19 protein-coding genes are annotated in these 23654 nt (G+C 73.8%); 5 read left to right on the forward strand and 14 right to left on the reverse strand.

Annotation, left to right across the window (positions count from 1 at the left end; all coding sequences use genetic code 11):
• Positions 1-408 precede the first annotated feature (408 nt).
• From ACFZCF_RS31555 to ACFZCF_RS31590, 8 genes are all read right to left on the reverse strand, one after another.
• Positions 409-1026 carry a hypothetical protein gene (locus tag ACFZCF_RS31555; RefSeq protein ID WP_391290539.1) on the reverse strand — a complete coding sequence of 206 codons (618 nt, stop codon included), beginning with the start codon at positions 1024-1026 and terminating at the stop codon, positions 409-411.
• 106 nt (positions 1027-1132) lie between these two features.
• Entirely contained in the window at positions 1133-2587 is a 1455-nt protein-coding gene (gene ahcY, locus ACFZCF_RS31560; RefSeq protein ID WP_388450514.1) for an adenosylhomocysteinase, read from the reverse strand.
• Between the two features lie 297 nt (positions 2588-2884).
• Positions 2885-3850, reverse strand: coding sequence for a cation diffusion facilitator family transporter (locus ACFZCF_RS31565; RefSeq protein ID WP_388450511.1), 966 nt, complete (start codon positions 3848-3850; stop codon positions 2885-2887).
• Between the two features lie 72 nt (positions 3851-3922).
• Complete coding sequence (gene manA / locus ACFZCF_RS31570) at positions 3923-5074, reverse strand: mannose-6-phosphate isomerase, class I (protein WP_388450509.1); 1152 nt, start codon at positions 5072-5074, stop codon at positions 3923-3925.
• A gap of 200 nt (positions 5075-5274) precedes the next feature.
• Positions 5275-6423 (reverse strand): SIS domain-containing protein, encoded by a 1149-nt coding sequence (locus tag ACFZCF_RS31575; protein ID WP_388450507.1) that lies wholly within the window; start codon positions 6421-6423, stop codon positions 5275-5277.
• A 152-nt stretch (positions 6424-6575) separates the two neighbouring features.
• Positions 6576-6758, reverse strand: a complete 183-nt coding sequence (locus ACFZCF_RS31580) for a Trm112 family protein (RefSeq protein ID WP_388450505.1) — start codon at positions 6756-6758, stop codon at positions 6576-6578.
• Positions 6759-6857: 99 nt separating this feature from the next.
• Positions 6858-8219: a phosphomannomutase/phosphoglucomutase gene (locus ACFZCF_RS31585; RefSeq protein ID WP_391290543.1), complete on the reverse strand. Its 1362-nt coding sequence runs from the start codon at positions 8217-8219 to the stop codon at positions 6858-6860.
• 126 nt (positions 8220-8345) lie between these two features.
• Entirely contained in the window at positions 8346-8777 is a 432-nt protein-coding gene (locus ACFZCF_RS31590) for a DUF3499 domain-containing protein (RefSeq protein ID WP_169093684.1), read from the reverse strand.
• Between the two features lie 309 nt (positions 8778-9086).
• Here ACFZCF_RS31590 and ACFZCF_RS31595 point away from each other — a divergent pair, with 309 nt between their 5' ends.
• A complete protein-coding gene (locus ACFZCF_RS31595) occupies positions 9087-9551 on the forward strand; it encodes a metallopeptidase family protein (RefSeq protein ID WP_388450500.1) in 465 nt (154 codons plus the stop codon).
• A gap of 19 nt (positions 9552-9570) precedes the next feature.
• Here ACFZCF_RS31595 and ACFZCF_RS31600 read toward each other — a convergent pair whose 3' ends face one another.
• The 3 genes from ACFZCF_RS31600 to ACFZCF_RS31610 form a co-directional block, all read right to left on the reverse strand.
• Positions 9571-11094: a DUF5719 family protein gene (locus ACFZCF_RS31600; protein WP_388450498.1), complete on the reverse strand. Its 1524-nt coding sequence runs from the start codon at positions 11092-11094 to the stop codon at positions 9571-9573.
• Entirely contained in the window at positions 11091-14840 is a 3750-nt protein-coding gene (locus ACFZCF_RS31605; protein ID WP_391290546.1) for a glycosyltransferase, read from the reverse strand. The genes ACFZCF_RS31600 and ACFZCF_RS31605 overlap by 4 nt, the downstream gene beginning before the upstream one ends.
• A gap of 277 nt (positions 14841-15117) precedes the next feature.
• Complete coding sequence (locus ACFZCF_RS31610) at positions 15118-15381, reverse strand: WhiB family transcriptional regulator (protein WP_015033978.1); 264 nt, start codon at positions 15379-15381, stop codon at positions 15118-15120.
• Between the two features lie 672 nt (positions 15382-16053).
• On the opposite strand from ACFZCF_RS31610, the gene ACFZCF_RS31615 reads away from it, so the two are divergent.
• From ACFZCF_RS31615 to ACFZCF_RS31625, 3 genes are read left to right on the forward strand one after another with little or no spacing between them, the layout of a single operon-like run.
• On the forward strand, positions 16054-16578 hold the full coding sequence (locus ACFZCF_RS31615; protein WP_388450493.1) for a cysteine dioxygenase: 525 nt from the start codon (positions 16054-16056) through the stop codon (positions 16576-16578).
• A 13-nt stretch (positions 16579-16591) separates the two neighbouring features.
• Positions 16592-17548 carry a 2-phospho-L-lactate transferase gene (gene cofD / locus ACFZCF_RS31620; protein ID WP_388450491.1) on the forward strand — a complete coding sequence of 319 codons (957 nt, stop codon included), beginning with the start codon at positions 16592-16594 and terminating at the stop codon, positions 17546-17548.
• Complete coding sequence (locus ACFZCF_RS31625; protein WP_391290548.1) at positions 17545-18864, forward strand: coenzyme F420-0:L-glutamate ligase; 1320 nt, start codon at positions 17545-17547, stop codon at positions 18862-18864. The genes cofD and ACFZCF_RS31625 overlap by 4 nt, the downstream gene beginning before the upstream one ends.
• Positions 18865-18906: 42 nt before the next feature.
• Here the strand turns inward: ACFZCF_RS31625 and ACFZCF_RS31630 are convergent, their stop codons facing one another.
• The 3 genes from ACFZCF_RS31630 to ACFZCF_RS31640 form a co-directional block, all read right to left on the reverse strand.
• Positions 18907-19854 carry a DNA-3-methyladenine glycosylase family protein gene (locus ACFZCF_RS31630; RefSeq protein ID WP_391290549.1) on the reverse strand — a complete coding sequence of 316 codons (948 nt, stop codon included), beginning with the start codon at positions 19852-19854 and terminating at the stop codon, positions 18907-18909.
• A gap of 188 nt (positions 19855-20042) precedes the next feature.
• A complete protein-coding gene (locus ACFZCF_RS31635; protein WP_388450485.1) occupies positions 20043-21125 on the reverse strand; it encodes a sugar phosphate nucleotidyltransferase in 1083 nt (360 codons plus the stop codon).
• Positions 21126-21229: 104 nt separating this feature from the next.
• Positions 21230-22645: an N-acetylmuramoyl-L-alanine amidase gene (locus ACFZCF_RS31640; protein WP_391290552.1), complete on the reverse strand. Its 1416-nt coding sequence runs from the start codon at positions 22643-22645 to the stop codon at positions 21230-21232.
• Between the two features lie 126 nt (positions 22646-22771).
• On the opposite strand from ACFZCF_RS31640, the gene ACFZCF_RS31645 reads away from it, so the two are divergent.
• The gene (locus ACFZCF_RS31645) at positions 22772-23524 is read left to right on the forward strand and encodes a TIGR03089 family protein (protein ID WP_388450481.1); all 753 of its coding nucleotides are present in this window, start codon (positions 22772-22774) and stop codon (positions 23522-23524) included.
• The last annotated feature ends 130 nt before the right edge of the window (positions 23525-23654 follow it).

A 23654-nucleotide genomic window follows, 5' to 3' on the forward strand; every position in this document is an offset into this window, starting at 1 on the left:
TGGCGTTGATTTTTGGCACGCTGTTGAGTTCTCAAGGTGCGGACGCTTCCTTCGTTCCTGTCTCCAGGCCCTCCGGGCGCTTCCTTCGTTTCCGAGTCTATCAGATCTTTCCGATCCGATTTCCTCGGTGCTTTCCGGTCCCGATTTGTTTTTCTCGGGGCCTTCCGGCGCTTTCCGACTTTATCAGAATCATTTCCGGCTACCTAATCGGTGGCTTTTCGTGATTCACGACAAAGAATCGGGAGTGAGTCAGACTCTAGTTGATTGCTGCCGAGCTGTCCAGCTCCAGGCAACCATCTGAATCTACCTCCCCGCGTCCACCGTGTCAACGGTGTTTTCGGGCACCGGAGGACAGTACCAGTTCGGCGGGGCCCGTCGCACATCGCCCGGGGCCGGGGCCGGGCGGTGTCAGGCGGGGAAGGTCGAGGGGGGTGTGTCGAGGTCTTCCAGTTCCACTCCGGGGGCGGAGAGGACGACGTCGCCGGCGATGTGGACGGTGTGGCGTTCGCCGGAGTCCAGGGTGCTGACCTGGTACGCGTCGACGGAGAGGGGGCCCAGGTCGGTGGGGTGCGTCTCGGTGCCCAGGAGGGACCAGGACTGGTCGACGGTCAGGGGGGCGAGGACCGGATCCGTGAGGGCGACCAGGCGGACGCGGGTCTCCGGGGCGCCCGGGGCGAGGCGCAGCAGGCGGGTCAGGGCGATGAGGAAGGCCGGGGACGTACCGGTGAAGGCATGGGCGCGGACGTTGCCTTCGGTGGCGTGGGTGCCGGTGGGGTCGGTGCGGACCCAGGTGACGCCGTCGAGGGCGGCGCCGCGGACCTGCCAGCTCGACGCGTGGAGTTCGAGGCGGATGGGGCGGCCGAGTTCGTCGACGGCCAGGTCCACGGAGCCGCGGTGGTCGCCGCCGGGGGTGGTGATCTGGGAGACGTAGCGCCAGCCGGAGGGGCCGGGGGCGCAGTGGAAGTGCTCCTCGCCGAGGGGGGTGTGGTCGTGGGGGTCGTGGAGCGAGTAGCGGCCGCGGGGCATCGCGTGGTCCTCGGGTGGTGGAGGGGAACGGGGCAGGCCCCCGGCACGGGTGCCGGGGGCCTGCTGGGGCGTCTCGTCCGCCGGTCGTGCGACGACCGGGGGCGGATCAGTAGCGGTAGTGGTCCGGCTTGTACGGGCCCTCGACCTTGACGCCGATGTAGGCGGCCTGCTCGGGACGGAGGGTCGTCAGCTTGACGCCGAGCGCGTCCAGGTGGAGGCGGGCGACCTTCTCGTCCAGGTGCTTCGGGAGCGTGTACACGTCCGTCGGGTACTCCTCCGGCTTCGTGAACAGCTCGATCTGGGCCAGGGTCTGGTCCGCGAAGGAGTTCGACATCACGAACGACGGGTGGCCCGTCGCGTTGCCCAGGTTCAGCAGGCGGCCCTCGGACAGGACGATCAGGACCTTGCCGTCCGGGAAGGTCCAGGTGTGGACCTGGGGCTTGACCTCGTCCTTGACGATGCCCGGGATCTTGGCCAGGCCGGCCATGTCGATCTCGTTGTCGAAGTGGCCGATGTTGCCCACGATCGCCTGGTGCTTCATCTTGGCCATGTCGGAGGCCATGATGATGTCCTTGTTGCCGGTCGTGGTGATGAAGATGTCGGCGGTCTCGACGACCTCGTCCAGGGTGGTGACCTGGTAGCCGTCCATCGCGGCCTGGAGCGCGCAGATCGGGTCGATCTCGGTGACGATCACGCGGGCGCCCTGGCCACGCAGGGACTCGGCGCAGCCCTTGCCGACGTCGCCGTAACCGCAGACCACGGCGGTCTTGCCGCCGATGAGGACGTCCGTGGCACGGTTGATGCCGTCGATCAGGGAGTGGCGGCAGCCGTACTTGTTGTCGAACTTCGACTTCGTCACGGCGTCGTTCACGTTGATCGCCGGGAAGAGGAGCGTGCCGGCCTGCATCATCTCGTAGAGACGGTGGACGCCGGTGGTGGTCTCCTCGGTGACGCCGCGGATGTCGGACGCCAGCTGGGTCCACTTCTGCGGGGACTCGACGAGCGTGCGGTTGAGGAGCTGGAGGATGTAGCCGTACTCCTCGCTGTCCGCGGTCGACGGGTCCGGGGCCGCGCCGGCCTTCTCGAACTCGACGCCCTTGTGGACGAGGAGGGTGGCGTCACCGCCGTCGTCCAGGATCATGTTCGGGCCGCCGGTGGGCGTGTTCGGCCAGGTGAGGGCCTGCTCGGTGCACCACCAGTACTCCTCCAGGGTCTCGCCCTTCCAGGCGAAGACCGGGACGCCCTGGGGGTTCTCCGGGGTGCCGTTCGGGCCGACGGCGATGGCCGCGGCGGCGTGGTCCTGGGTGGAGAAGATGTTGCAGGAGGCCCAGCGGACCTCGGCGCCGAGGGCGACGAGGGTCTCGATGAGGACGGCGGTCTGCACGGTCATGTGCAGGGAGCCCGTGATGCGGGCGCCGGCGAGGGGCTGGGTCTCGGCGTACTCGCGGCGGATCGCCATCAGGCCGGGCATCTCGTGCTCGGCGAGGGTGATCTCCTTGCGGCCGAAGGTGGCCAGGGAGAGGTCGGCGACCTTGAAGTCCTGCTGTGCGGCAGTCGTCATGACTGGTGCTGCTCCTCGTGGGATCGCGTGGTGAGGGTCGGTTGTGGCGCCTGACACCGCGGTCGAGGCACCTGCGGGCATACGGATGCCCGGGTGGTTCGCGGTGCAGTCGTCGGAGGTCCTCTCTCCCTCGGCCGGTCCCTGGGGGTCCGCCCGACCGCCATCAGCAGCGACGTCTGGCGGTCTCGAATCTACACCGACCGGCCCACCCGGCGCAGGCCCGCAGGGAGAAGCCCCCGGGGCGGCGCGGTGCGCTCCGGGGGCTTCGTCGGGGTGTGCGGGGGGTGGTGCGGGGGCTCAGTGGCCGCTTCCGCCGGGGGTGGCGGCCGGGTCGGGGCCGGCCGCGGCGGCGGACTCGCTGTAGACGTCCGGTTCCAGGTAGATGACGCGGGCGATCGGGACGGCGGCGCGGATGCGCTCCTCGGCGGCGTCGATGGCGCGGGCGACCTCGGTGGCGGTCTCGTCGTGCCGGACGGCGATCTTGGCGGCGACGAGGAGTTCCTCGGGGCCGAGGTGGAGGGTGCGCATGTGGATGAGGCGGGTGACGGTCTCGCCGTCGACGACGGCGTCCTCGATCTTCTTCACGTCGTCGAGGCCGGCGGCCTCGCCGAGGAGGAGCGACTTGGTCTCGGCGGCGAGGACGATCGCGATGGCGATGAGGAGGACGCCGATGCAGAGGGTGCCGATGCCGTCCCAGACGCCGTCGCCGGTGGCGAGGGCGAGGCCGACGCCGCCGAGGGCGAGGATGAGGCCGACGAGGGCGCCGAGGTCCTCCAGGAGGACGACGGGGAGCTCGGGGGCCTTGGCGCGGCGGACGAACTCCTTCCAGGAGAGGCCGCCGCGGACGAGGTTCGACTCCTTGATGGCGGTGCGGAAGGAGAAGGACTCGGCGATGATCGCGAAGACCAGGACGCCGACCGGCCAGTACCAGGCCTCGATGGGGTGCGGGTGCTTGATCTTCTCGTAGCCCTCGTAGATGGCGAACATGCCGCCGACGGAGAAGAGGACGATGGAGACGAGGAAGGCGTAGATGTACCGCTCGCGGCCGTAGCCGAAGGGGTGCTGGGGGGTGGCCTCGCGCTGGGCCTTCTTGCCGCCGAGGAGGAGCAGGCCCTGGTTGCCGGAGTCGGCGAGGGAGTGGACGCTCTCGGCGAGCATGGAGGACGAGCCACTGAAGAGGAACGCCACGAACTTGGCTACGGCGATCGCCAGGTTGGCGGCGAGGGCCGCCACGATCGCCTTGGTTCCGCCTGACGCGCTCATGGGTCTGTCTGTTCCCTTCGTCGGTGCTCCGGCCCGGTGGCCGTGGCCGTGGTACGGCCGGTCATTGTTGCATCAGGCCACGACGGTCGCGCGGAACACCGTGCCCGCTCCGGAGAGTTCGACACGCTCGTCGGCGGGGACGAAGACGGATTCGCCCGGCGCCAGGGCGATTTCGCCTGCTTTGGGGTGCCCGGCGGTGGCGAGCAGGATCTGCGGGGTGGCGGCGGTCAGGTCGGTGGGGGCGGCTCCCTCGGCGCGTACGAGGCGGGAGAGGCGGAACTCGTCGATGGGGGTGTCGTAGACCTCCTCGCCCGACGGGGAGGCCTCGGGGCGGAGCACGCCGGGGTCGCCGGGCTCGAAGCGGACGACGCGGAGGAGTTCGGGGACGTCGACGTGCTTGGGGGTGAGACCGCAGCGCAGGACGTTGTCGCTGTTGGCCATGATCTCGACGCCGAGGCCGGAGAGGTAGGCGTGCGGGACGCCGGCGCCCAGGTAGAGGGCCTCGCCGGGCTGGAGCCTGACGTGGTGGAGGAGCATCGCGGCGATGACGCCGGGGTCGCCGGGGAAGTGGTGGGCGAGGACGGCGTAGGGGGTGAAGGCGCCGCCGAGCCGGTCGGCGGCCGCGGCGGCCTCGGTGACGGTGCGGCCCATCTCGGCCGGGTCGGCGGTGAGCAGGGCGGTGAGCACCTCGCGGAGGGCGTCCTCCTCGGGGTGGGCGTGGAGGAGGTCCACGTACGGCTTGAGGGAGTCGACGCCCAGGGCGGCGAGGGTGTCGGCGGCCTCGGTGGGGGCGCGGAAGCCGCAGAATCCCTCGAACGGGGTGAGGGCGCAGATCATCTCGGGCTTGTGGTTGGCGTCCTTGTACGTGCGGTGGGGGGCGTCGACGGGGATGCCGGCGGCCTCCTCGGCGGCGTGTCCGGCGCGGGCCTGCTCCAGGTCGGGGTGGACCTGGAGGGAGAGCGGGGCGCCGGCGGCGAGGACCTTGAGGAGGAAGGGCAGGCGGGGGCCGAACTTCTCGGCGGTGGCCGCGCCGAGTTCGCGTACGGGGTCGGCGTCGATCAGCTCGTTGAGCGGCCCGCGGGGGGTGAGGGACGGGGCTCCGGGGTGGGCGCCCATCCACATCTCGGCCTGCGGCTCGCCTGTGGGGGCGGTGCCGAGCAGTTCCGGGATGGCCGTCGTGGATCCCCAGGCGTAGGGGCGGACGGTGTTGACGAGGCGTTCCATGCGGGCTTCCAGGTTCTCGGGGCGGTGACGGTGACGGTGCCAGAGGACAGATGACAGGGGGTGGGTGACACGCGGGCGTCCGCGACCTGGCGTACGGGTGGCCGGGGGCGTACGCCGGTGTGGCCCGCGGCCGTACGCCGCCGGTGCGCGGGTCGTGGCCAGGTGTCGCACCCTGTGTCGTGCTCCGGGCGCCGGGCGTGTCAGGGGGCCATGTGGCCGGAGGTCACCAGGGAGAGGTAGACGGCGGCGAAGTCGGTGACGGCGAGGAGTTCCGCGAGGGTCTCCAGGGCGTCGCCCTCCTCGGGTTCGAGCTCGCTGACGGCGGTGTCGTGGCCGAGGGCGAGCTCGCGGGCGGCAGGGGCGGCGCTGAGGCCGCCGGCCGGGCGGTCGCGGAGGAGGACGACGCGGGCGCGTAGGGCCTGGGGCTCCTCGATGCGGTCGCGGAAGAAGTCGTCGGGGTCTGCCGCGGCGGCGTAGGCGCCGGCCAGGAGGACGCCGTGGGCGGGGAGCGCCTCGGGGAGTTCGGCGGCGAGGGCGGGCAGGCCGGCGAGTTCGGCGAGGACGGCGGCGAAGCGGCGGCCGGCCGGTCCGGCGGCGTCGCCCTCGGTCCAGATGAGGGGGAGCGTCTCGGCGACCTCGGCGGCGAGGGTCTTGGCCGGGTTGGAGTACGTGGCGATGGCGGGGCCGCAGCGTTCGGCGGTGCGGTCGAGGCGGTCGGCGACCCGCTCCAGGGCCTCGGGCGGGGCCTGGAGGAGGCCGACGCGGTCGAGGAGGGCGAGGAGCGGGGTGAAGAGGGCCCAGAGGGCGCCGGGGCTGGCGGAGAGGTTCTCGCCGTACTCGTCGCGTTCCTCGTGGGGTGCCATCGCCATCGGGACGAAGAGGCCGTGGGAGCCGTTGACGGTCTCGGAGAGGGGGGAGCCCTGGGGGGCGACGGCGGCGACGGTGATGCCGCGGCGGTAGGCCTGTTCGGCGAGGAGCGCGAGGCCGGGTTCGGAGCCGTCGGTGGTGGGCAGCAGGAGCAGGTCCACGGAGCCGGCCCAGCCGGGCAGCGCCCAGCGCAGGGCGCCGGGGGCGGGGGCGACGCCGGTGGGCGTGAGGCGTACGACGGGGGCGGAGGCGCCGGCGAGGGCGCCGATCAGGTCGGCGACGCCGGCGGCGGCGGTGCCGGGGCCGGCGACGAGGACGGCGCGGGGGCGGCCCTCGGGGCGGAGGTCGGCGATGCCGGCCTCGGTGGCGTGGCGGGCGGCGGTCCTGACCCGGGCGCCGGCCTCGGCGGCGCCGCGGAGGAGGCCGCGGCGGTCGGCCGTCGCGAGGGCGTCCGGTGCGTCTAGCAGGGTCTCGTCCAGCATGGGGCCTCCGGCCGGCGCGGGTGCGGTGCGGGCACTTGGGGTGGGCGGTGCGCGGGTCGGGCGCCCGCCTCGGGGGGTTTGTGCCCACCCGCTCCGCCCTGCGGAACGCCTGCCCACAAACCGGCCCGGCCGGGTGCCTGCCCGCGGGGGTGTCAGGCGGGGCGGCGGGCCTCGTCCACGAGGAGGACCGGGATGGCGTCGCGGACGGGGTAGGCGAGGCCGCAGTCGGCGGAGGTGCAGATCAGTTCGGGGGCCTCGTCCGCCGTGCGGTCGTCGAGCGGAGCGTGGCAGGCGGGGCAGGCCAGGATCTCCAGGAGGCCGGCTTCGAGCGGCATTGCGGTGTCCCTTCGTACCAGTGATCGGTGCTGGTCAGCCTACCGCCGGGGGCGGGGAGTCGCGGCTCGGCGAGCGGCGGCTCCCCGCCGGTCCTGGGGTCAGGCGCGGACGAGGGCGAGGACCTCGTCGCGGACCTTGGCCATGGTGGCCGCGTCGCGGGCCTCGACGTTGAGGCGGAGGAGGGGTTCGGTGTTGGAGGCGCGGAGGTTGAACCACCAGTCGGCGGAGGTCACGGTGAGGCCGTCGAGCTCATCGAGGGTGATGCCGTCCTCGTGCTCGTAGGCGGCCTTGATCTCGGCGGTCTTGGCGGCCTGGTCGGCGACGGTGGAGTTGATCTCGCCGGAGCCGGTGTAGCGGTCGTAGGCGGCGACCAGGTCGGAGAGGGTGCCTTCCTGTCCGCCGAGGGCGGCGAGGACGTGCAGGGCGGCGAGCATGCCCGTATCGGCGTTCCAGAAGTCCTTGAAGTAGTAGTGCGCCGAGTGCTCACCACCGAAGACCGCACCGGTCCTCGCCATCTCCTCCTTGATGAAGGAGTGACCCACCCGGGTCCGGACGGGCACGCCGCCGTGCTCGCGGACGACCTCCGGCACCGACCAGGAGGTGATCAGGTTGTGGATGATCGTCCCGCCGGGATGCTTCGCGAGCTCACGGGCGGCGACCAGCGCCGTGATCGCGGACGGCGAGACCGGCTCACCCCGCTCGTCGACCACGAAACACCGGTCCGCGTCCCCGTCGAAAGCCAGACCCAGATCCGCACCCTCCGCCCGCACCCGCGCCTGCAGATCCACGATGTTCGCCGGATCCAGCGGATTCGCCTCATGATTCGGGAAAGTACCGTCGAGCTCGAAATACATCGGCACGAGGTCCAGCGGCAGCCCGTCGAAGACCGTGGGCACGGTGTGCCCGCCCATGCCGTTACCGGCATCCACGACCACCTTCAACGGCCGGATCCCGATGAGATCCACCAGCGCCTTGAGGTGAGCCGCGTAATCGGCCAGCGTGTCCCGCTCGGTGATCGTCCCGGCCTCCGGAGCGGCGGCGGGGGCGCCTTCGACGAGCCAGCGCTCGGCAAGCGCCCGGATCTCGGACAGCCCGGTGTCCTGCCCGACCGGCGCCGCACCCGCCCGGCACATCTTGATCCCGTTGTACCGGGCCGGATTGTGCGAAGCGGTGAACATCGCACCCGGCAGACCCAGGCTCCCCGAAGCGAAGTACAGCTGGTCCGTCGAGCACAGCCCGATGAGGGTGACATCGGCGCCGAGGCGGGCGGCACCGCGGGCGAAGGCGTCGGAGAGACCCGGCGAGGAGGGCCGCATGTCGTGGCCGACGACGATGGCATCGGCCTCGGTGACGCGGACGAAGGCGGCGCCGAAGAGTTCGGCGAGCTTCTCGTCCCACTGGTCGGGGACGACCCCGCGGACGTCGTACGCCTTCACGATCTGCGACAGATCGGCAGTCACGGATCCACCCTCCTGAGTTCTCGGCACGCGTGTGCGGCACGTGTACGGAACGCCCAAACTACCCGGGGTGGGGGTGCGGCACGCGTCCGGTGGCTGGTTGTGGACGCGGGTCGGCGGTCCGCCGGCTCAGTTGTCGGGGGAACGGAGCACCCGGAGGTGTCCGCGGCGGCCGACCTCCATGGGGTCGCCGCCCCGGCCGGTGCCGGGCTTGCCGGCCTCGGCGGCGCGCTCCTGGGGACGGGCCGCTTCCCGGACCGCGTTGGCCAGGGCTTCGAGGTCGTCGCCGCTGGGGCGGGTGGGGGCGGAGGCGTCGGAGAGCCGCACGACCTCCCAGCCGCGCGGGGCGGTGAGGCGCTCGCTGTGCTCGGCGCACAGGTCGTAGCAGTGGGGCTCGGCGTAGGTGGCGAGCGGGCCGAGGACCGCGGTCGAGTCGGCATAGACGTACGTCAGTGTCGCGACGGCAGGGCGGCCGCACGCGGTGCGCGAACAGCGACGTACAGGGCTCACGACGTTGGACGGTACCGCACTCTTGACCGGGCCGCGACGACTCTCCCCCAGGTCACTCCACCGTGTCGCGGTGTGACGTCGGACACCCTCCTTCGGGTGGTGTCGGTTCTGACCTGCGGTGGAGGGGGGTCGAGGGGGGTGGGACAGGGGGTGATCCGGACAGGGAGGGGGAGGATTCCGGTCAGTCGCGGCCGGATGGCCGATCGTGAGCGGGTGCCGAATCGTTCCCTGGGACGGCCGGAATGTTCAGGTTTGGACAGCGCACGGAGTGGGGGCGACGTGCGGAGGGGGCGGGACGCGCCGATCGGCCGGTCCTCGCCACGGTGCGGAGTGACCCAGGAGAGTTACGCTGCGTCAGTGATGGACACTCCTGTGCCGCCCGGGCAGCCGGGCCCCTCGCGGAGCTCCGGGGAGCCGCCGGCCGAGCCGCGGATCCGCCGGCGGGACCGGCACGGCCGCGGGATGCGGGGGCCGGTCGCACCGCCGCAGGTCCCGCTGTCCGTGAGCCGTGCGGACACCTTCCGCGATCTCGTCCTGGACTCGGTGGAGCGGCTGGAGCGGCGCTGGCCGCAGCTCCAGGACGTCGAGTTCATGATCCTGGAGGTGCCTCCGGCGGTCTCCGGCGAGACCGTGCCGCTGGGGGGTTCGGTGCCGGCCGAGAAGCGGGAGCCGGCGAAGGTCGTCGTCTACCGGCGTCCGGTCGAGATCCGGTCGAAGAGCCGTGACGAACGGGCGCTCCTGGTGCACGAGGTCGTGGTGGAGCAGGTCGCGGAGCTCCTCGGGCTCTCCCCCGAGTCGGTCGACCCCCGGTACGGGCAGGACTGACCCGTACCGGCGAGGGCCGTCAGTCGTCGAGGACCGTGAGGTCCCGCCGGGCGGTCGGGACCTGGACGGTGCCGCGGTCGTCGACCAGGGTCTGGACGGTGAACATCGGGATGCCGTCCTCGGGGAGAGCGAGCATGCGGGACGCGTACACCGGTCCGCCGCCCGCGACCGGTTCGACGGTCAGCGCGTAGGAGCCCTTGGCGTCCTTGGGGGCGAGGTCGGTGAGGACGGTCGTGGTGCCCGCCTTGAGGGAGACGGTGCGGGTGGCGGGGGTGCCACCCTCCGAGCCGGCCGAGGCCGTGACCTTCACCTGGGCGGCCGCCTCGGGGGCGACGAGGGCGAGGGCGGTGCCCTTGGCGCGGTTGTCGGCGACGGTGGCGCGGCCGGTGACGGGGGCCGCGGCGGGGATGAAGGCCATCTCCGTGTCCGAGCCCTTGCCGCGGACGACCTTGAGCGCGGCCACGACCGGGACCGGCTTCTTGGGGTCGGTCGGGGTGAGCAGCAGGGAGGCGGCGGCGCCCCGGGTGAGGTCCGGCAGGTCGACGAAGGCGGTCATGCCGGCCTTGACGTGGAGGGACTCGGCGGCGGCGGGGACGATCGTGCCGTTCGCGGTGGCCAGCTGGACCTTCAGATCGGCGTCGGACTCGCCGGGGGCGAAGGCGACGAGGCGGACGCCGGTGGCGTCGGCGGGGATGCCGGGGAGCACCAGGCGGCCCGCCGGGTCGGCGGAGGCGGAGAGCCAGTCGCTGCCGACGCCGTCGGTGGCGGAGCCGAGGACGGCGCCCACCCGGCCCGCGCGGGTGGAGACGTGGGCCGTCAGGTTCTCCTGGGCGCCGTCGGAGAGGAGGGTGTCGAGGCGGACCGGGACGGTGGAGTGGGGCGGGACGTCGACACCGGTCTGGGCGATGGTGGTCTTCAGTTCGCCCTCGGGGCCGTAGAGCTCGATGTCGGCGACGGCGACGCCGTCGTCGGGGTTGGTGAGGTGGATGTAGTCGGTGCGGCCCTTGGCGGTGGAGGCGGCCGGGAACCAGAGGTCGGTGTCGGGGGCGGAGCAGGTGACGCCGAGGAGGCCGCGGGCGGCTCCGGCCGGGACGACGGTGGTGTGCTGGACGGTCCAGCCGGGGGCGAGGGCGCCGGTGGCGGTGCCGGTGAGGCCGTGGGTGACGGCGCCGTCGGCCTCGGTGGCGACGGGCTTGCCAGGGGCGGTGACCGTGCCGGGGGCCTTGGCGTCCTTCTTGAGGGCCGGGGCGTCCGGGTTCTTGGCGATGCCGAGGACGGCCGTCGGCTTGGGGGCGGTGGTGCCGGCGGCGGTCGGGGCGGCGGCGCCGGGCGGGGTGTACGAGGTGGTGCGCGTCTCCGCGACGTCCGAGGCGCTGGGGGCGGGGCAGAGCAGGCTGGTGCGCTCGACGGGGAGGCGGGCCGCCTGCGGCGCGGGGGCGGCGGACGCGGCGCCGGGCTCGCCGGGGGCGGTCATCGCGGCGAAGCCGGTGACGGCGGCGAGGGCGGTGACGACCGCGATCAGGGAGGTGCTGGGGCGCTTCACTGGTTGCTGCTCCCGTCGGGACGCTGCTCGGTCTCGTGGGCCTGGCCGCCCTGGGGGTAGCCGTAGTCGTAGCCGGCGTAGGGGTCGTACGCCTGCGGGTTCCGCGGGTCGTAACCCTGGCCCTGGTCGTACCCCTGTGGGGCGGCGTAGGGGTCGTACGCCGGGGGGTTCTGGGGGTTCTGCGAGTCGTGACCCTGGCCTTGGTCGTAGCCCTGGCCGTGGTCGTAGCCCTGGCCCTGGCCCTGGTCGTAGCCCTGCTGGGGGTACGGGTACGCCTGCTGCTGGTACGGGTCGGCGTAGTCCTGGGGGTAGCCCTGCTGGTCGTAGCCGGTGGCGTACGGCTGCTGGGCGTAGGCCGGGTCCTGGCCCGCGGTGTCCCACTCGTCCGCCTCTGCCGTCTGGCGGCCGGGGGCGGGCGCCGGTGCGGGGGCGGGCGCGTGGTCGACATCAGAGGCATCGGGGCGGCCCTCGGCGCCGTCGGCGCCGGCGGCGGCCTCGGCCTCGGCTGCGGCGCGCAGGCGTCGGGCGCGGCGGCCGTCGCCTTCGGTGGCCTGGGCCGGAACGGCCGCCTCCTCGTCGGGCAGGTCGTCGTCGATCTCGCGGCGGCGGCCGGGCAGGGCGAGGACGACGAGGACGACCGCGAGGCCGAGCTGGGTCCAGATCCAGGCGGTGTGCGCGAGGGGCTCGTCGTAGGTGAGGTCGAGGCGGCCGCCGTCGGCGGGGAGCTGGAAGCCCTGCGCCCAGCCGTCGACGGTGGTGGGGGTGAGCGCGGTGCCGTCGAGGGTGGCGGTCCAGCCCTCGTCGGCGCGGTCGGCGATCCGCAGGACGCGGCCTGCGGGGCCGGCGGGGATGTCGGCGTGGGCCTCGACCGGTCCGGCCGGGACGGGCAGGGGAAGACCCTCGGCCGCGGCGCCGGGCTTGGCGGCGGGCGGCACGATCATCACGCGGGCGATCTCGCGGTCCACCTCCCACAGCGCGACGCCGTCGAGCCGGCTGAGGCGGGAGAGGCCGGGAGTGGTGTCGAGGACGCGGCTCATCTGGCGCGGCGAGCCGTCCTTGACCATGACGTACCGGATCGCGAAGGCGCTGAGTTCCTGGGTCTGGTCGGCGCCGGAGCCGGCGACGAGCTTGGCGACGACGGAGTCGAGGCGCGGGTCGGGCTCGGCGTTCGCGGTCAGTTCGGCGTCGCCGAGGCGGGCGCCGGAGCCGCGGACCAGGGTGTAGTCGACCGCGCCGGGCGAGTCGGCGGAGAGCACCAGGGTGCGGGGCTGGTTCTTCTCGCCGGCCATCTGGGCGACGAAGGCGGGCACCTGCACGGGGTCGCGGCGGGTCAGCGGGCCGTCGGCGCCGCCGATCATCCAGCCGACCGCGGCGGTGGCGGGGCCGACGGCGCAGGCGAGGGCGACGAGGGCCGCGACGGGCTGGCGCCAGCCGAAGCCGTGGACGGCGACGCGGCTGCGGCCGCTCTCGGCGCCGAGCATGCCGGCGGCGATGAGGCCGGAGCCGTAGACGAGGGTGGCGGGGCCCGCCCAGCCGGTGCCGTCGGCGCCGTTGGCGAGGGCGGCGAAGAGGAGGCCGGCGAGGGCGGCGGTCCAGGCGGCCAGCACGGCGCGGCGGCGCTCCTCGCGCAGCAGGCCGGCGAGCGCGGCGAGGACCAGGCCGAGGAGGAGGAGACCGCCGGTGGTGCCGGGGCCGCCGGGGCTGCTCGCGAGCAGGTCGACGGCGGAGGCGGTGCCGGTGCGCAGGTCGAGGCCGGCTTCGTGGAGGAAGGCGGCGGGGTCGGTCAGCAGGGACAGCGACCAGGGGGCCAGGGCCAGGATCGGGGTGCCGACGGCGGCGAGGAAGCGGAGCCCGTACGCGGTGATGTCGTCGCGGCGGTGGACGAGGACGCCGAGGCCGAGGACGACGGCGAGCGGCCACACGATCGGGGTGAACGCGGTGGTGACGGTGAGCAGCAGGGCGTAGGCCCAGGTGGCGCGCCAGCTGCCGCGGTCGGGGCGGTTCAGGCCGTGGGCGGCGACGGCGGCGCGGGCCGTCGGCGGGAGCAGGATCGCGAGGATCGCGGTGCCGAGTCGGCCGGTGGCGAGGGCGCCGGTGGCGGCGGGCAGGAAGGCGTAGGCGACGGCGCCCCAGGCGACCAGGAGGCGGGAGCCGACGAGGCCGCGGGCGGCGAAGTAGGCGGTGAGGCCGGCGAGCGGGACCGAGCAGACGAGCAGCACGGTCAGCGCGGTGGAGGTGGAGCCGAGGAAGAGCGCGGAGAGTCCGGCGAGGATGCCCAGGTAGGGCGGGGCGGTCTGGGTGCCGCCGGTGCCGAGGGTGTGCCAGGCGTCGGCGTACCGGTTCCACAGTTCGGAGACGGTGTCGGGGGCGGGCAGCAGGACGCCGCCGGCGAGGGAGCCGCCGGTGAAGAGGTTGCGGCAGGCGACGAGGGAGACGAGGAGGAGGAGCGCGAAGAGGACCGGGCCGGGCTTGCGGGCGATCTTCTTCAGGCGGGCGAACTGCTCGACCTCCAGGAAGTCGGCGTCGTCGCCGCCGGGGCCGGACTCGACGGCGCCGTGGCGCGAGCCGCCGGAGTCGGCCTCGTCGCCGCCGAAGTGCGAGACGAGTTGTTCGGCGGCGGCGCGGACGGTGGCGCCGGGCGGCGGGAAGAGCGGGCGGAGCTCGCCGGGCGGGACCTCGGGGTTCTTCCGCCGGGCGCGGGCGGCGAGGATCTTCTCGGGCCGCAGCAGGGTGGCGAGGAGGCCCATGATCTCGTCGACGGCCTGGCCGGGGGCCTTGCCGACGAGGAGGCCGAGGGTGCGCAGGACGGTGCCGACGACGAGGCGGAGGAAGACGTAGGGGAGGGCGCGGCCGGAGGTGTTGGCCAGCAGCGTGTAGACGGCCGCGGCCTTGTCGACGCGGTGCGGGCTGGCGGCCGTGCGGCCGGCGCAGTCGACGGAGCGGCGCTCGCGGGCGGAGGCCTCGGCGTGCCGGAGGACGGCGTCGGGGGCGACGAGGACGCGGTGGCCGGCGGCGTGGGCGCGCCAGCACAGGTCGACGTCGTCGCGCATCAGGGGCAGGCGGCGGTCGAAGCCGCCGAGTTCCTCGAAGACGTCGCGGCGGACCAGCATGCCGGCGGTGGAGACGGAGAGGACCGGGCGGATCTGGTCGTGCTGGCCCTGGTCCTGCTCGCGGCGGTCGAGGCCGGTCCAGCGGCGGCCGCTGCGGGCGATGGTGACGCCGACTTCGAGGAGCTGCTTGCGGTCGTACCAGCCGCGCAGTTTGGGTCCGATGACGGCGGCGTACGCGTCGGAGTCGGCGACGCGCAGGAGTTCGGCGAGGGCGCCGGGCTCGGGGGCGCAGTCGTCGTGCAGGAGCCACAGCCACTGGACCGGTTCGCCGTGCGGGAGTTCGGGGAGGTCGTAGGCCTCGTCGTTCCAGCTGCGGCTGACGGGGTCCCAGCCGCTGGGGCGCTTGAGGTACGGGAGGTCCTCGGGTCCGAGCAGGGGCGCGGTGCGGACGGCCTCGTCGACGGCGGCGCCGAAGCCGGTGCGGCGCGCGAGGTGCAGGACGCGGTCGGGGCCGACGGCTTCGGCGACGAGCTGTGCGGACTCGTCGGCGCTGCCGGTGTCGGCGGCGATCACGCTCTGCACCGGGCGTTCCTGGGCGAGCAGCCCGGAGAGCGCGTCGGGCAGCCAGCGGGCTCCGTCGTGGGTGACGAGCACGGCGGTGACGACGTGCCTGGGGAACTCAGGAGTTGAGGACATCGAGCTACGGGCCCTCCGGCCGGGGTCGCCCGCGGTGGGGCGTGGGAGCGGCTTGGACGGAGGCCCACACTAATGGCTGCGGCGGGTGGGGGTGCCTGGGGCCGTGGCGGGGGTGCCGGTGGCCGGGTGCCTCGCCGGCGGCTTCACGTCCCCCTTTTCTCCCGGTCCGGGGGGACGTCTGCCCGGCGGCGGGCGGGATGAACGCGTGCCCGGGCAACGCAACGGTCCGCCTCCTGGGGAGGAGGCGGACCGTGGGGGTCGGGTTTCGGCCGGGCGGTCAGACGGCGGCCTTCTTGAGGCGGCGGCGTTCCCGCTCGGAGAGGCCGCCCCAGATGCCGAAGCGCTCGTCGTTCTGGAGCGCGTACTCCAGGCATTCGGAGCGGACTTCGCAGGCGAGGCAGACCTTCTTGGCCTCGCGGGTCGAGCCGCCCTTCTCGGGGAAGAAGGACTCGGGGTCGGTCTGGGCGCACAGCGCGCGCTCCTGCCAGCCGAGTTCCTCGTCCGCGTCCTCGACCAGCAGTTCCTGGAACAACTCGGTCATCTGCGCCCCTCGTCTGTCTGTGCGTCCCGTGATGTCGCCGTGATCGAAACGGCCGAACGACACGAGTGAAATTACAAGTTCGTGCTCTGTGCGAGTCAAGCCAAGATCTGCTATTGGGCCCGGTATTCACTCTGCGGAACCAAGCCTATGCGGAAAGTGTTCAAATCACCAAAAACGCGACACATGCCACCGGCCGTTCCCGCGGCCGCGCCTCCATCCGGAAAGACGTGCGAGACGTGGATCTTGTTGCGATCCAGCCAGGGAAGCGATCCGGATCACAGTCCGATCACGGACCACGTCCGCCACATCCATGTTTACGAGCCCGCATGGTGCGCCATCTTGCCTGGTCCGGGCCTGAGCAAACCTTTCTCCGGAAGGAGTAACCGAATGAGGTGAAACATTGCCCCAAATCGGGCATTGAGTTGACAGTCGGGTACCGCTCCGGCCACTTTGGTGGCATGCCAGCGACCGCAGCGCCCTCCGCGACCCACGCCCGTGGGTTCCGCCGCGCTGTCCAGGCGCGCTGTTGCTGTTGCTGTTCCAGCTGTTGATGCCCCAGAGCTCCGGCTGACTCCCCCAGCGTCACCCTGCGTCACCCGTGTCACCTCTGCGCCCCTCCCCGGGCCGTGACCCCCACCGCACCCCCGTTTCTGCTGAGGAACCACCCCACCCATGAACATGGACAGCGACCTTCAGATCGCCGGCGACCTCATGGAGGTCCCGCACCTGCTCCAGCCCGAGCGCGAGCACCCCGTCACCGTCGCCGAGTTCGCCGGCCTCGCCCGCGAGCTCGCCGCCGACCGCGACCGGTGGGCCCCGCACGTCGAGTACGACGCCACCACCCGCTGGTACCACCGCCTGCGCACCGGACCCGGCTACGAGGTGTGGCTGCTCTCCTGGGTGCCGGGCCAGGGCAGCGGCCTGCACGACCACGGCCGCTCCTCCGGCGTCCTCACCGTCCTCCAGGGCGAGTTGACGGAGCGTACGGACCGGGGCGTGCGCGTCCTGCGGCCCGGCGTCCAGCGGGTCTACGCGCCCGGCTACCTCCACGAGGTCGTCAACGACTCCCTGGAGCCGGTCGTCAGCCTCCACGTCTACTTCCCCGGGCTGACCGAGATGCCCATGCACGAGCCGATGCACGAGTCCCTCCAGGGACGGTGCGCCGCCCCGGAGGCACAGAGGGCCGTCACCGCCTGACACACTGCTGCGCATGCGCATTGTGGTTCTGGCCGGTGGCATCGGTGGTGCCCGCTTCCTTCGTGGCCTCCAGCAGGCCGTCCCGGACGCGGAGATCACGGTCGTCGGCAACACCGGTGACGACATCCACCTCTTCGGCCTGAAGGTCTGCCCCGACCTGGACACCGTGATGTACACCCTCGGCGGTGGCATCCACGAGGAACAGGGCTGGGGCCGCGCCGGGGAGACCTTCGCCGTCAAGGAGGAGCTCGCCGCGTACGGGGTCGGGCCCGAGTGGTTCGGCCTCGGCGACCGGGACTTCGCCACCCACATCGTCCGCACCCAGATGCTCGGCGCCGGCTACCCGCTGAGCGCCGTCACCGAGGCGCTCTGCGCCCGCTGGCAGCCGGGCGTCCGGCTCCTCCCGATGTCCGACGACCGGGTCGAGACGCACGTCGCCATCGAGGTCGACGGGGAGCGGCGGGCCGTGCACTTCCAGGAGTACTGGGTGAAGCTGCGGGCCTCCGTCGACGCGCAGGCCGTCGTGGCCGTCGGCGCGGAGGCCGCCAAGCCCGCGCCCGGCGTCCTGGAGGCGATCGCCGAGGCCGACGTCATCCTCTTCCCGCCGTCGAACCCGGTCGTCTCCGTCGGCACGATCCTCTCCGTGCCCGGCATCCGCGAGGCCGTCGCGGCCGCCGCCGCGCCGGTCGTCGGCCTCTCCCCCATCGTCGGGGACGCGCCCGTGCGCGGCATGGCCGACAAGGTGCTCGCGGCCGTCGGCGTCGAGTCGACGGCGGCGGCCGTGGCCCGCCACTACGGCTCCGGCCTCCTCGACGGCTGGCTGGTGGACACCGTGGACGCGGGCTCCGTCGCCGACGTCGAGGCCGCCGGGATCGCCTGCCGGGCCGTGCCGCTGATGATGACCGACGTGGACGCGACCGCCGAGATGGCGCGGGCGGCGCTGGCGCTCGCCGAGGAGGTCCGCGGGTGACGGCCGGCCCGGAGCCCGCTGCGGCCTCGTACCGGGTGTGGGGGCTCGCCGGGCTGCCGGAGGTGACTCCCGGGGACGACCTCGCCAAGCTCATCGCCGCCGCCTCCCCCGACCTGGCGGACGGGGACGTGCTCCTCGTCACCTCCAAGATCGTGAGCAAGGCGGAGGGGCGGATCGTGGCCGCCGAGGACCGCGAGGCGGCCATCGACGCCGAGACCGTACGGGTCGTGGCGCGGCGCGGCACCCTCCGCATCGTCGAGAACCGGCAGGGGCTCGTCATGGCGGCGGCCGGGGTCGACGCCTCCAACACCCCCGTCGGCACCGTGCTGTTGCTGCCGGAGGACCCCGACGCCTCGGCGCGGCGGATCCGGACCGGGCTGCGCGAGGCGCTCGGCGTGGACGTCGGGGTCGTCGTCACCGACACCTTCGGGCGGCCCTGGCGGGCCGGCCTGACCGACGTGGCGATCGGCGCGGCCGGCGTGCGGGTCCTGGACGACCTGCGGGGCGCGACCGACTCCCACGGCAACGACCTGAGCGTGACCGTCGTCGCCACCGCCGACGAACTCGCCGCCGCGGGCGACCTGGTCAAGGGCAAGACCACCGGCGTGCCCGTCGCCGTCGTCCGCGGCCTGCCGCACGTCGTCGGGGACGACGGGGAACCGGGCGCGCGGGCGCTGGTGCGGGCCGCCGCCGACGACATGTTCCGGCTCGGCACCTCGGAGGCCGTACGGGAGGCGGTGACGCTGCGGCGCACGGTGCGCGCGTTCACCGACGCCCCCGTCGACCCCGGGGCCGTACGGCGCGCGGTCGCGGCGGCCGTGACGGCGCCGGCCCCGCACCACACCACCCCGTGGCGGTTCGTCCTCCTGGAGTCCGCGGAGTCGCGGCTCCGGCTGCTCGACGCGATGCGGGACGCGTGGATCGCGGACCTGCGGCGGGACGGAAGGTCCGAGGAGTCCGTCGCGAAGCGGGTGCGGCGCGGGGACGTGCTGCGGAACGCGCCGTACCTCGCCGTGCCCTGCCTCGTCATGGACGGCGCCCACCACTACGGCGACCCGCGCCGGGACGCCGCCGAACGCGAGATGTTCGTCGTCGCGGCCGGGGCGGGCGTCCAGAACTTCCTGGTCGCGCTGGCCGGGGAGCGCCTCGGCTCGGCCTGGGTCTCCTCGACGATGTTCTGCCGGGACGTCGTACGGGACGTGCTCGGGCTGCCCGAGGGCTGGGATCCCATGGGGGCGGTGGCGATCGGGCACCCGGCGGCGGCGCCCCAGGAGCGGCCGGCGCGGAGCGCCGCGGAGTTCATCGAGGTGCGCTGACCGCGCCGGGGCCGGGGGGTCCTGCCGGGGCGGGTAGGACCGTCAGAGGGCCCTGATGTCGTTCGGGGCGAAGCGGGGGGCCCGGCGGGGCGGGGTGCGGCCGCTGAGGAGGATGAGGCGGGCCGCCCGGTGGCGCTGGCCCTCGTAGGGGGCCAGGAGCTCCAGCATCGTCGCGTCGTCGGCGGTGCGGTCGCCCGCCAGGGCCCAGCCGACGATGCCGGGGAGGTGGAGGTCGCCGGTGGTGACCTCGTCGGGGGCGCCGTTGCTGCGCTGGACGGTCTCGGCGGACGTCCACGGGCCGATGCCGGGGATCAGCTCCAGGCGTCCGCGGGCCTCCCGGGGCGGCATGAGGGCCGCCTCCTCCAGGCGGGGGGCGACGCGGGCGGCCCGGACGATCGTGGCGGCACGCTTGTCGTCCACGTTGGCGCGGTGCCACTCCCAGGACGGGATCCGCGCCCAGGTGCGGGCGTCCGGCATCACGTGGAGGCCCTCGGGGGCCGGGCCGGGGGCGGGCTCGCCGTACTGGCGGACCAGGCGGCGCCAGGAGCCGTACGCCTCCGTCGTCGTCACCTTCTGCTCCAGGATGGACGGGATCAGGGACTCCAGGACCAGGCCGGTGCGGGTGAGGCGGAGGCCGGGGCGGCGGCGGTGGGTCGCCAGGAGCAGCTTGTGGCGGGGGACGAAGGGGGTGGGGTCGTCCTCCGCGCCCAGGAGGGCGGGGAGGTTCTCGTCCAGCCAGGCCGCGCCCGGGCCCCAGGTGTCCGCGCTGACCTCGGTGCCGTGCGCCCGCGCGCGCAGGGTGGCGGGGCCCTCCGGGGTGCGGGTGGCCCGCCAGATCTCGCCGCCGGGCGCGACCTGGAAGGTCGGGTCGTGGGGGCCTCTGCGGAGGGGGCCCAGGATGAGGCCGAGGTCCAGGTGCTCCGACGGTACGTCGAGGTGGCCGCCGCGGGTGGTGGTGCGGGTGGGTCTCGGTGCGAAGCGGGCGGCCATGGGTACGAGCGTAGCCGGGTGGCGGGGACGCGGGTCCGGGCGCTGGTCCGGGCGCGGGTTCGGAAGCGCCCCCGAAGGGTGCCGTCCCGTGGTGCCGCGCCGCCCCCGAGCTGTCGGCTTCGCCCGGGCGGGCGGGAGCCGTGTCGCCCCGGCGGGTGGCAGGCCCGCCACGGGACGGCGGCCCCCTCCTACTGGTCTGAGCTGAAGCGGACCGTGCCCGCGGGGAGGGTGGCGTCGCACCAGATGCGGATGCCGTCGCGGAGTTCGTTGTCGGGGCCCACGTGGGCGCCGTCGCCGATGACCGCGCCCGTGAGGACCGAGCGGGCGCCGATGCGGGCGCCGGCGCCTATGAGGGAGTCGGTGACGACCGCGCCGGGTTCCACGACGGCGCCGGCGAGGAGGGTGGAGCCGGTCACGCGGGCGCCCTCGCCCACCGTCGCGTGCGCGCCGACCACCGTGCCGCCGGTGATCTTGGCGTCGGGGGCGACCCGGGCGGTCGGGAGGACCAGGCCGTCGCCGCAGCGGCCGGGGACGGCCGGGGACGGGGCGCGGCCGAGGACCAGGTCGGCGGAGCCGCGGACGAAGGCCTGCGGGGTGCCGAGGTCCAGCCAGTACGTGGAGTCGACCATGCCCTGGAGGTGGGCGCCGGAGGCGAGGAGCTCCGGGAAGGTCTCGCGCTCGACGGAGACGGGGCGTCCGGTGGGGATCGTGTCGATGACCGAGCGGCGGAAGACGTAGGCGCCGGCGTTGATCTGGTCGGTGACGATCTCCTCCGGGGTCTGGGGCTTCTCCAGGAAGGCCGTGACCCTGCCCGTGTCGTCCGTGGGCACCAGGCCGAAGGCGCGGGGGTCCTCGACGCGCGTGAGGTGGAGGGAGACGTCCGCGCCGGAGTCGGCGTGGGTGGCCACCAGGGCGCGGATGTCGAGGCCGGTGAGGATGTCGCCGTTGAAGATGAGGACCGGCTCGTCGGGGCCCGAGTGGAGGCGGGAGGCGACGTTGCGGATCGCGCCGCCGGTGCCGAGCGGTTCCTCCTCGGTCACGTACTCCAGGCTCAGGCCGAGGTCGGAGCCGTCACCGAAGTGCGGCTCGAAGACCTCGGCGAGGTAGGAGGTGGCGAGCACGATGTGCTCGACGCCGGCGGCCTTGGCCCGGGCCAGCTGGTGCGTCAGGAAGGGGACGCCGGCCGCCGGGACCATGGGCTTGGGCGTGTTGACCGTGAGCGGTCGCAGCCGGGTGCCCTTGCCCCCGACCAGGAGGATCGCCTCTGTCACGTGTCGTCTCTGCTTCCTGCTTCGGGGCCGTTCGGCGCGCCCGTCTCGGTCGTCCGTGCGATATGACCGGTCAGTTTATGCAGATGGTTGCCTCCGTGCCCCCATCAGCTCCTTCCCTGGTATTTCGCGGAGGAGGCGCGGGCGGTCCCGAGCTTGCCGTAGAGACGTTTGCCGGGGCACTCCGTGGCGAATCCGTCCCGGTGCCCGGCGATGGTGTGGAACGTGACCTTCTTGCCCTTCTTGTAGAGGTTCCCGCCGCCGGAGACGAGGACCTGGGTGCCCTTGGGGTTGATGCCGTGGAGCCCGAGTTTCCAGGCCGTGAGGCGGGCGACGGCGGTCACGACGGCGGCGGGCGGGTTGGTGCTGGTGAAGGTGCCGAGGACGGCGACGCCCATGCTGTTGGTGTTGAAGCCGAGGGTGTGCGCGCCGAGGACCGGCTTCGCCACTCCCCCGGCCCGGCCTTCGTAGATGTTTCCGCACTTGTCGACGGCGAAGTTGTAGCCGAAGTCACGCCATCCGCTGCTCTTCACGTGGTAGCGGTAGATACCGCGCAGGACGGAGGGGGCCTGGCCGCAGGTGTAGTTGTTGCCGGTGGCGCTGTGGTGGACGAAGGCCGCCTTGATCGTCTTGGTGTAGACGAAGCCCTTCTCGCGGATCTTCTCGTCGGCGCCCCAGCCCTTGCGGGTGATGATCTTCGGGCGGGGACCGATGTACGGCTTCTTCTTCGCCGCCGCGGGCTCCGCCGCCGCCTGGGCGGGCGTCGCCGGGAGGGGCGCCTCGCGGGCGGAGGTGTCCAGGGCCGGGGTCTCCGGGACCGAGGTCTCCAGGGCGGGGTCGGCGGCCGGGATGACCGTCGCGCCGTAGGGGGCGAGCCCGCTGTTGACGCCGCTCGCGGCCGCCTCCGCCGCGGTGAGGACGGCCGGCGGGGCCATCGCCCGGGTGCGGGGGGCCGGTGCCGCCTCCGGGGCCTCGCCCGGGTCGACCAGTTCCAGGCGGAGGCCGGCCGGGAGCGGAGCCGTACCGTCTCCGGCCTCTCCCCGTACGCGGATCTCGACGCCGTCCGAGTCGCCGACCCACAGGGGGGCGGTGGAGCCGCGCAGGGCGCCGGCGGCGCCCTCGGCCGTGCCGGGGTCGGCCCCGTGCTCGTCGTTGTGGGTCTCCACGTCCTGCCAGGGCGACCAGACGCCGTCGGCGGTGGCGCGGGTGCGGACCTGGACGGTGCCGTGCAGGGGGGTGGCCGGGTCGTCCCAGACCACGCCGACGAGGGAGAAGGGTCTGACGTCCCGTCGGGTCAGGCCCTGTTCGGTGGCGGCGCCCGGGTCCGCGCCGAAGGTGCGGACGGAGGCGCCCAGCGGACGGAGCGGCAGCGACTGGGTGGAGCCCGGCAGCTCGTCCTGGGCCGGTGGCAGGGCGTTCGCCGCCGGACGCGCGGTGGCCGTCGCCGGGGCGACGAGGGTGACCGGCAGGGCGAGCGCGGCCGCGCAGGCGACGGCGATCGAGGAGGCGAGTGAGGCACGCATGGCCCGATCGTGGGCAGCGCGGTCTCCCGGCGCGCGCCGGGAGACCGACGGCGCGTCAGGCCGACCGGAGGACCCCGTCACCGGAACGGCCCAGGGCGGTGCGCCGGCCCGCGTACCCTGTGCGGCGTGAACGCCAGCGACCGCACCCCCGCCGACCTGCTGCGATCCGCGCTCGCCGCGGACCCGGCCCGCCCTCTGGTCACCTACTACGACGACGCCACCGGTGAACGGGTGGAATTGTCCGTCGCCACCTTCGCCAATTGGGTGGCGAAGACCGCCAACCTCCTCCAGGGCGAGCTGTCCGCCGAACCCGGCGACCGGCTCGCGCTGCTGCTGCCCGCGCACTGGCAGACCGCCGTCTGGCTGCTCGCCTGCTCCTCCGTCGGCGTGACGGCCGAGCTGGGCGGCGACCCGGCGGCCGCCGATCTGGTGGTGGCGGGCCCGGACGCGCTCGACGCGGGTCTGGCCTGCTCCGGGGAGCGGATCGCGCTCTCCCTGGCACCGCTGGGGCGCCGCTTCCCTTCGGTGCCCGCCGGATACGCGGACTACGCGGTCGAGGTGCCGGGCCAGGGCGACCGCTTCGCGCCGTACGCGCCGGTGGACGCGGACGCGCCGGCGCTCGTCGTCGACGGTACGGAACGCAGCGGCGTCCAGCTCGTCGAGCAGGCCCGGCTCGACGGCGCCCGGATCGGGCTCGGCCCCGGCTCGCGGCTGCTGTCCGGGCTGCCGTACGACTCCTGGGAGGGCCTCTCGGCCGGGCTGTACGCGCCGCTGGCCACGGGCGGCTCGGTGGTGCTCTGCCGGCACCTGGGCGAGCTGGCGCCGGAGGCCCTGGAGAAGCGCATCGAGAGCGAGCGGGTCACCGCGACGGCCCTCTGACGGGCGGAGCGGAGACGGGCCGGGCCCCCGGACGGGCGCTCGGCCCGTGGCGTTCGCGCGTCCGTTGCACCCGTTCGGCCGACCGACGCGCCGCGTACCCGCGACCGTACGGCGAGTCCGGTACATGATC

The sequence above is a fragment of the Streptomyces sp. NPDC007945 genome, assembly GCF_042958885.1.
Lineage (GTDB): Bacteria > Actinomycetota > Actinomycetes > Streptomycetales > Streptomycetaceae > Streptomyces.

Bases quoted from the DNA above. Each gene is read 5' to 3' on its own strand.
- ACFZCF_RS31555 (WP_391290539.1), bottom strand. From the start codon at position 1,026: ATGCCCCGCGGCCGCTACTCGCTCCACGACCCCCACGACCACACCCCC.
- ahcY (WP_388450514.1), bottom strand. From the start codon at position 2,587: ATGACGACTGCCGCACAGCAGGACTTCAAGGTCGCCGACCTCTCCCTG.
- ACFZCF_RS31565 (WP_388450511.1), bottom strand. From the start codon at position 3,850: ATGAGCGCGTCAGGCGGAACCAAGGCGATCGTGGCGGCCCTCGCCGCC.
- manA (WP_388450509.1), bottom strand. From the start codon at position 5,074: ATGGAACGCCTCGTCAACACCGTCCGCCCCTACGCCTGGGGATCCACG.
- ACFZCF_RS31575 (WP_388450507.1), bottom strand. From the start codon at position 6,423: ATGCTGGACGAGACCCTGCTAGACGCACCGGACGCCCTCGCGACGGCC.
- ACFZCF_RS31580 (WP_388450505.1), bottom strand. From the start codon at position 6,758: ATGCCGCTCGAAGCCGGCCTCCTGGAGATCCTGGCCTGCCCCGCCTGC.
- ACFZCF_RS31595 (WP_388450500.1), top strand. From the start codon at position 9,087: ATGGACACTCCTGTGCCGCCCGGGCAGCCGGGCCCCTCGCGGAGCTCC.
- ACFZCF_RS31605 (WP_391290546.1), bottom strand. From the start codon at position 14,840: ATGTCCTCAACTCCTGAGTTCCCCAGGCACGTCGTCACCGCCGTGCTC.
- ACFZCF_RS31610 (WP_015033978.1), bottom strand. From the start codon at position 15,381: ATGACCGAGTTGTTCCAGGAACTGCTGGTCGAGGACGCGGACGAGGAA.
- ACFZCF_RS31615 (WP_388450493.1), top strand. From the start codon at position 16,054: ATGAACATGGACAGCGACCTTCAGATCGCCGGCGACCTCATGGAGGTC.
- cofD (WP_388450491.1), top strand. From the start codon at position 16,592: ATGCGCATTGTGGTTCTGGCCGGTGGCATCGGTGGTGCCCGCTTCCTT.
- ACFZCF_RS31630 (WP_391290549.1), bottom strand. From the start codon at position 19,854: ATGGCCGCCCGCTTCGCACCGAGACCCACCCGCACCACCACCCGCGGC.
- ACFZCF_RS31640 (WP_391290552.1), bottom strand. From the start codon at position 22,645: ATGCGTGCCTCACTCGCCTCCTCGATCGCCGTCGCCTGCGCGGCCGCG.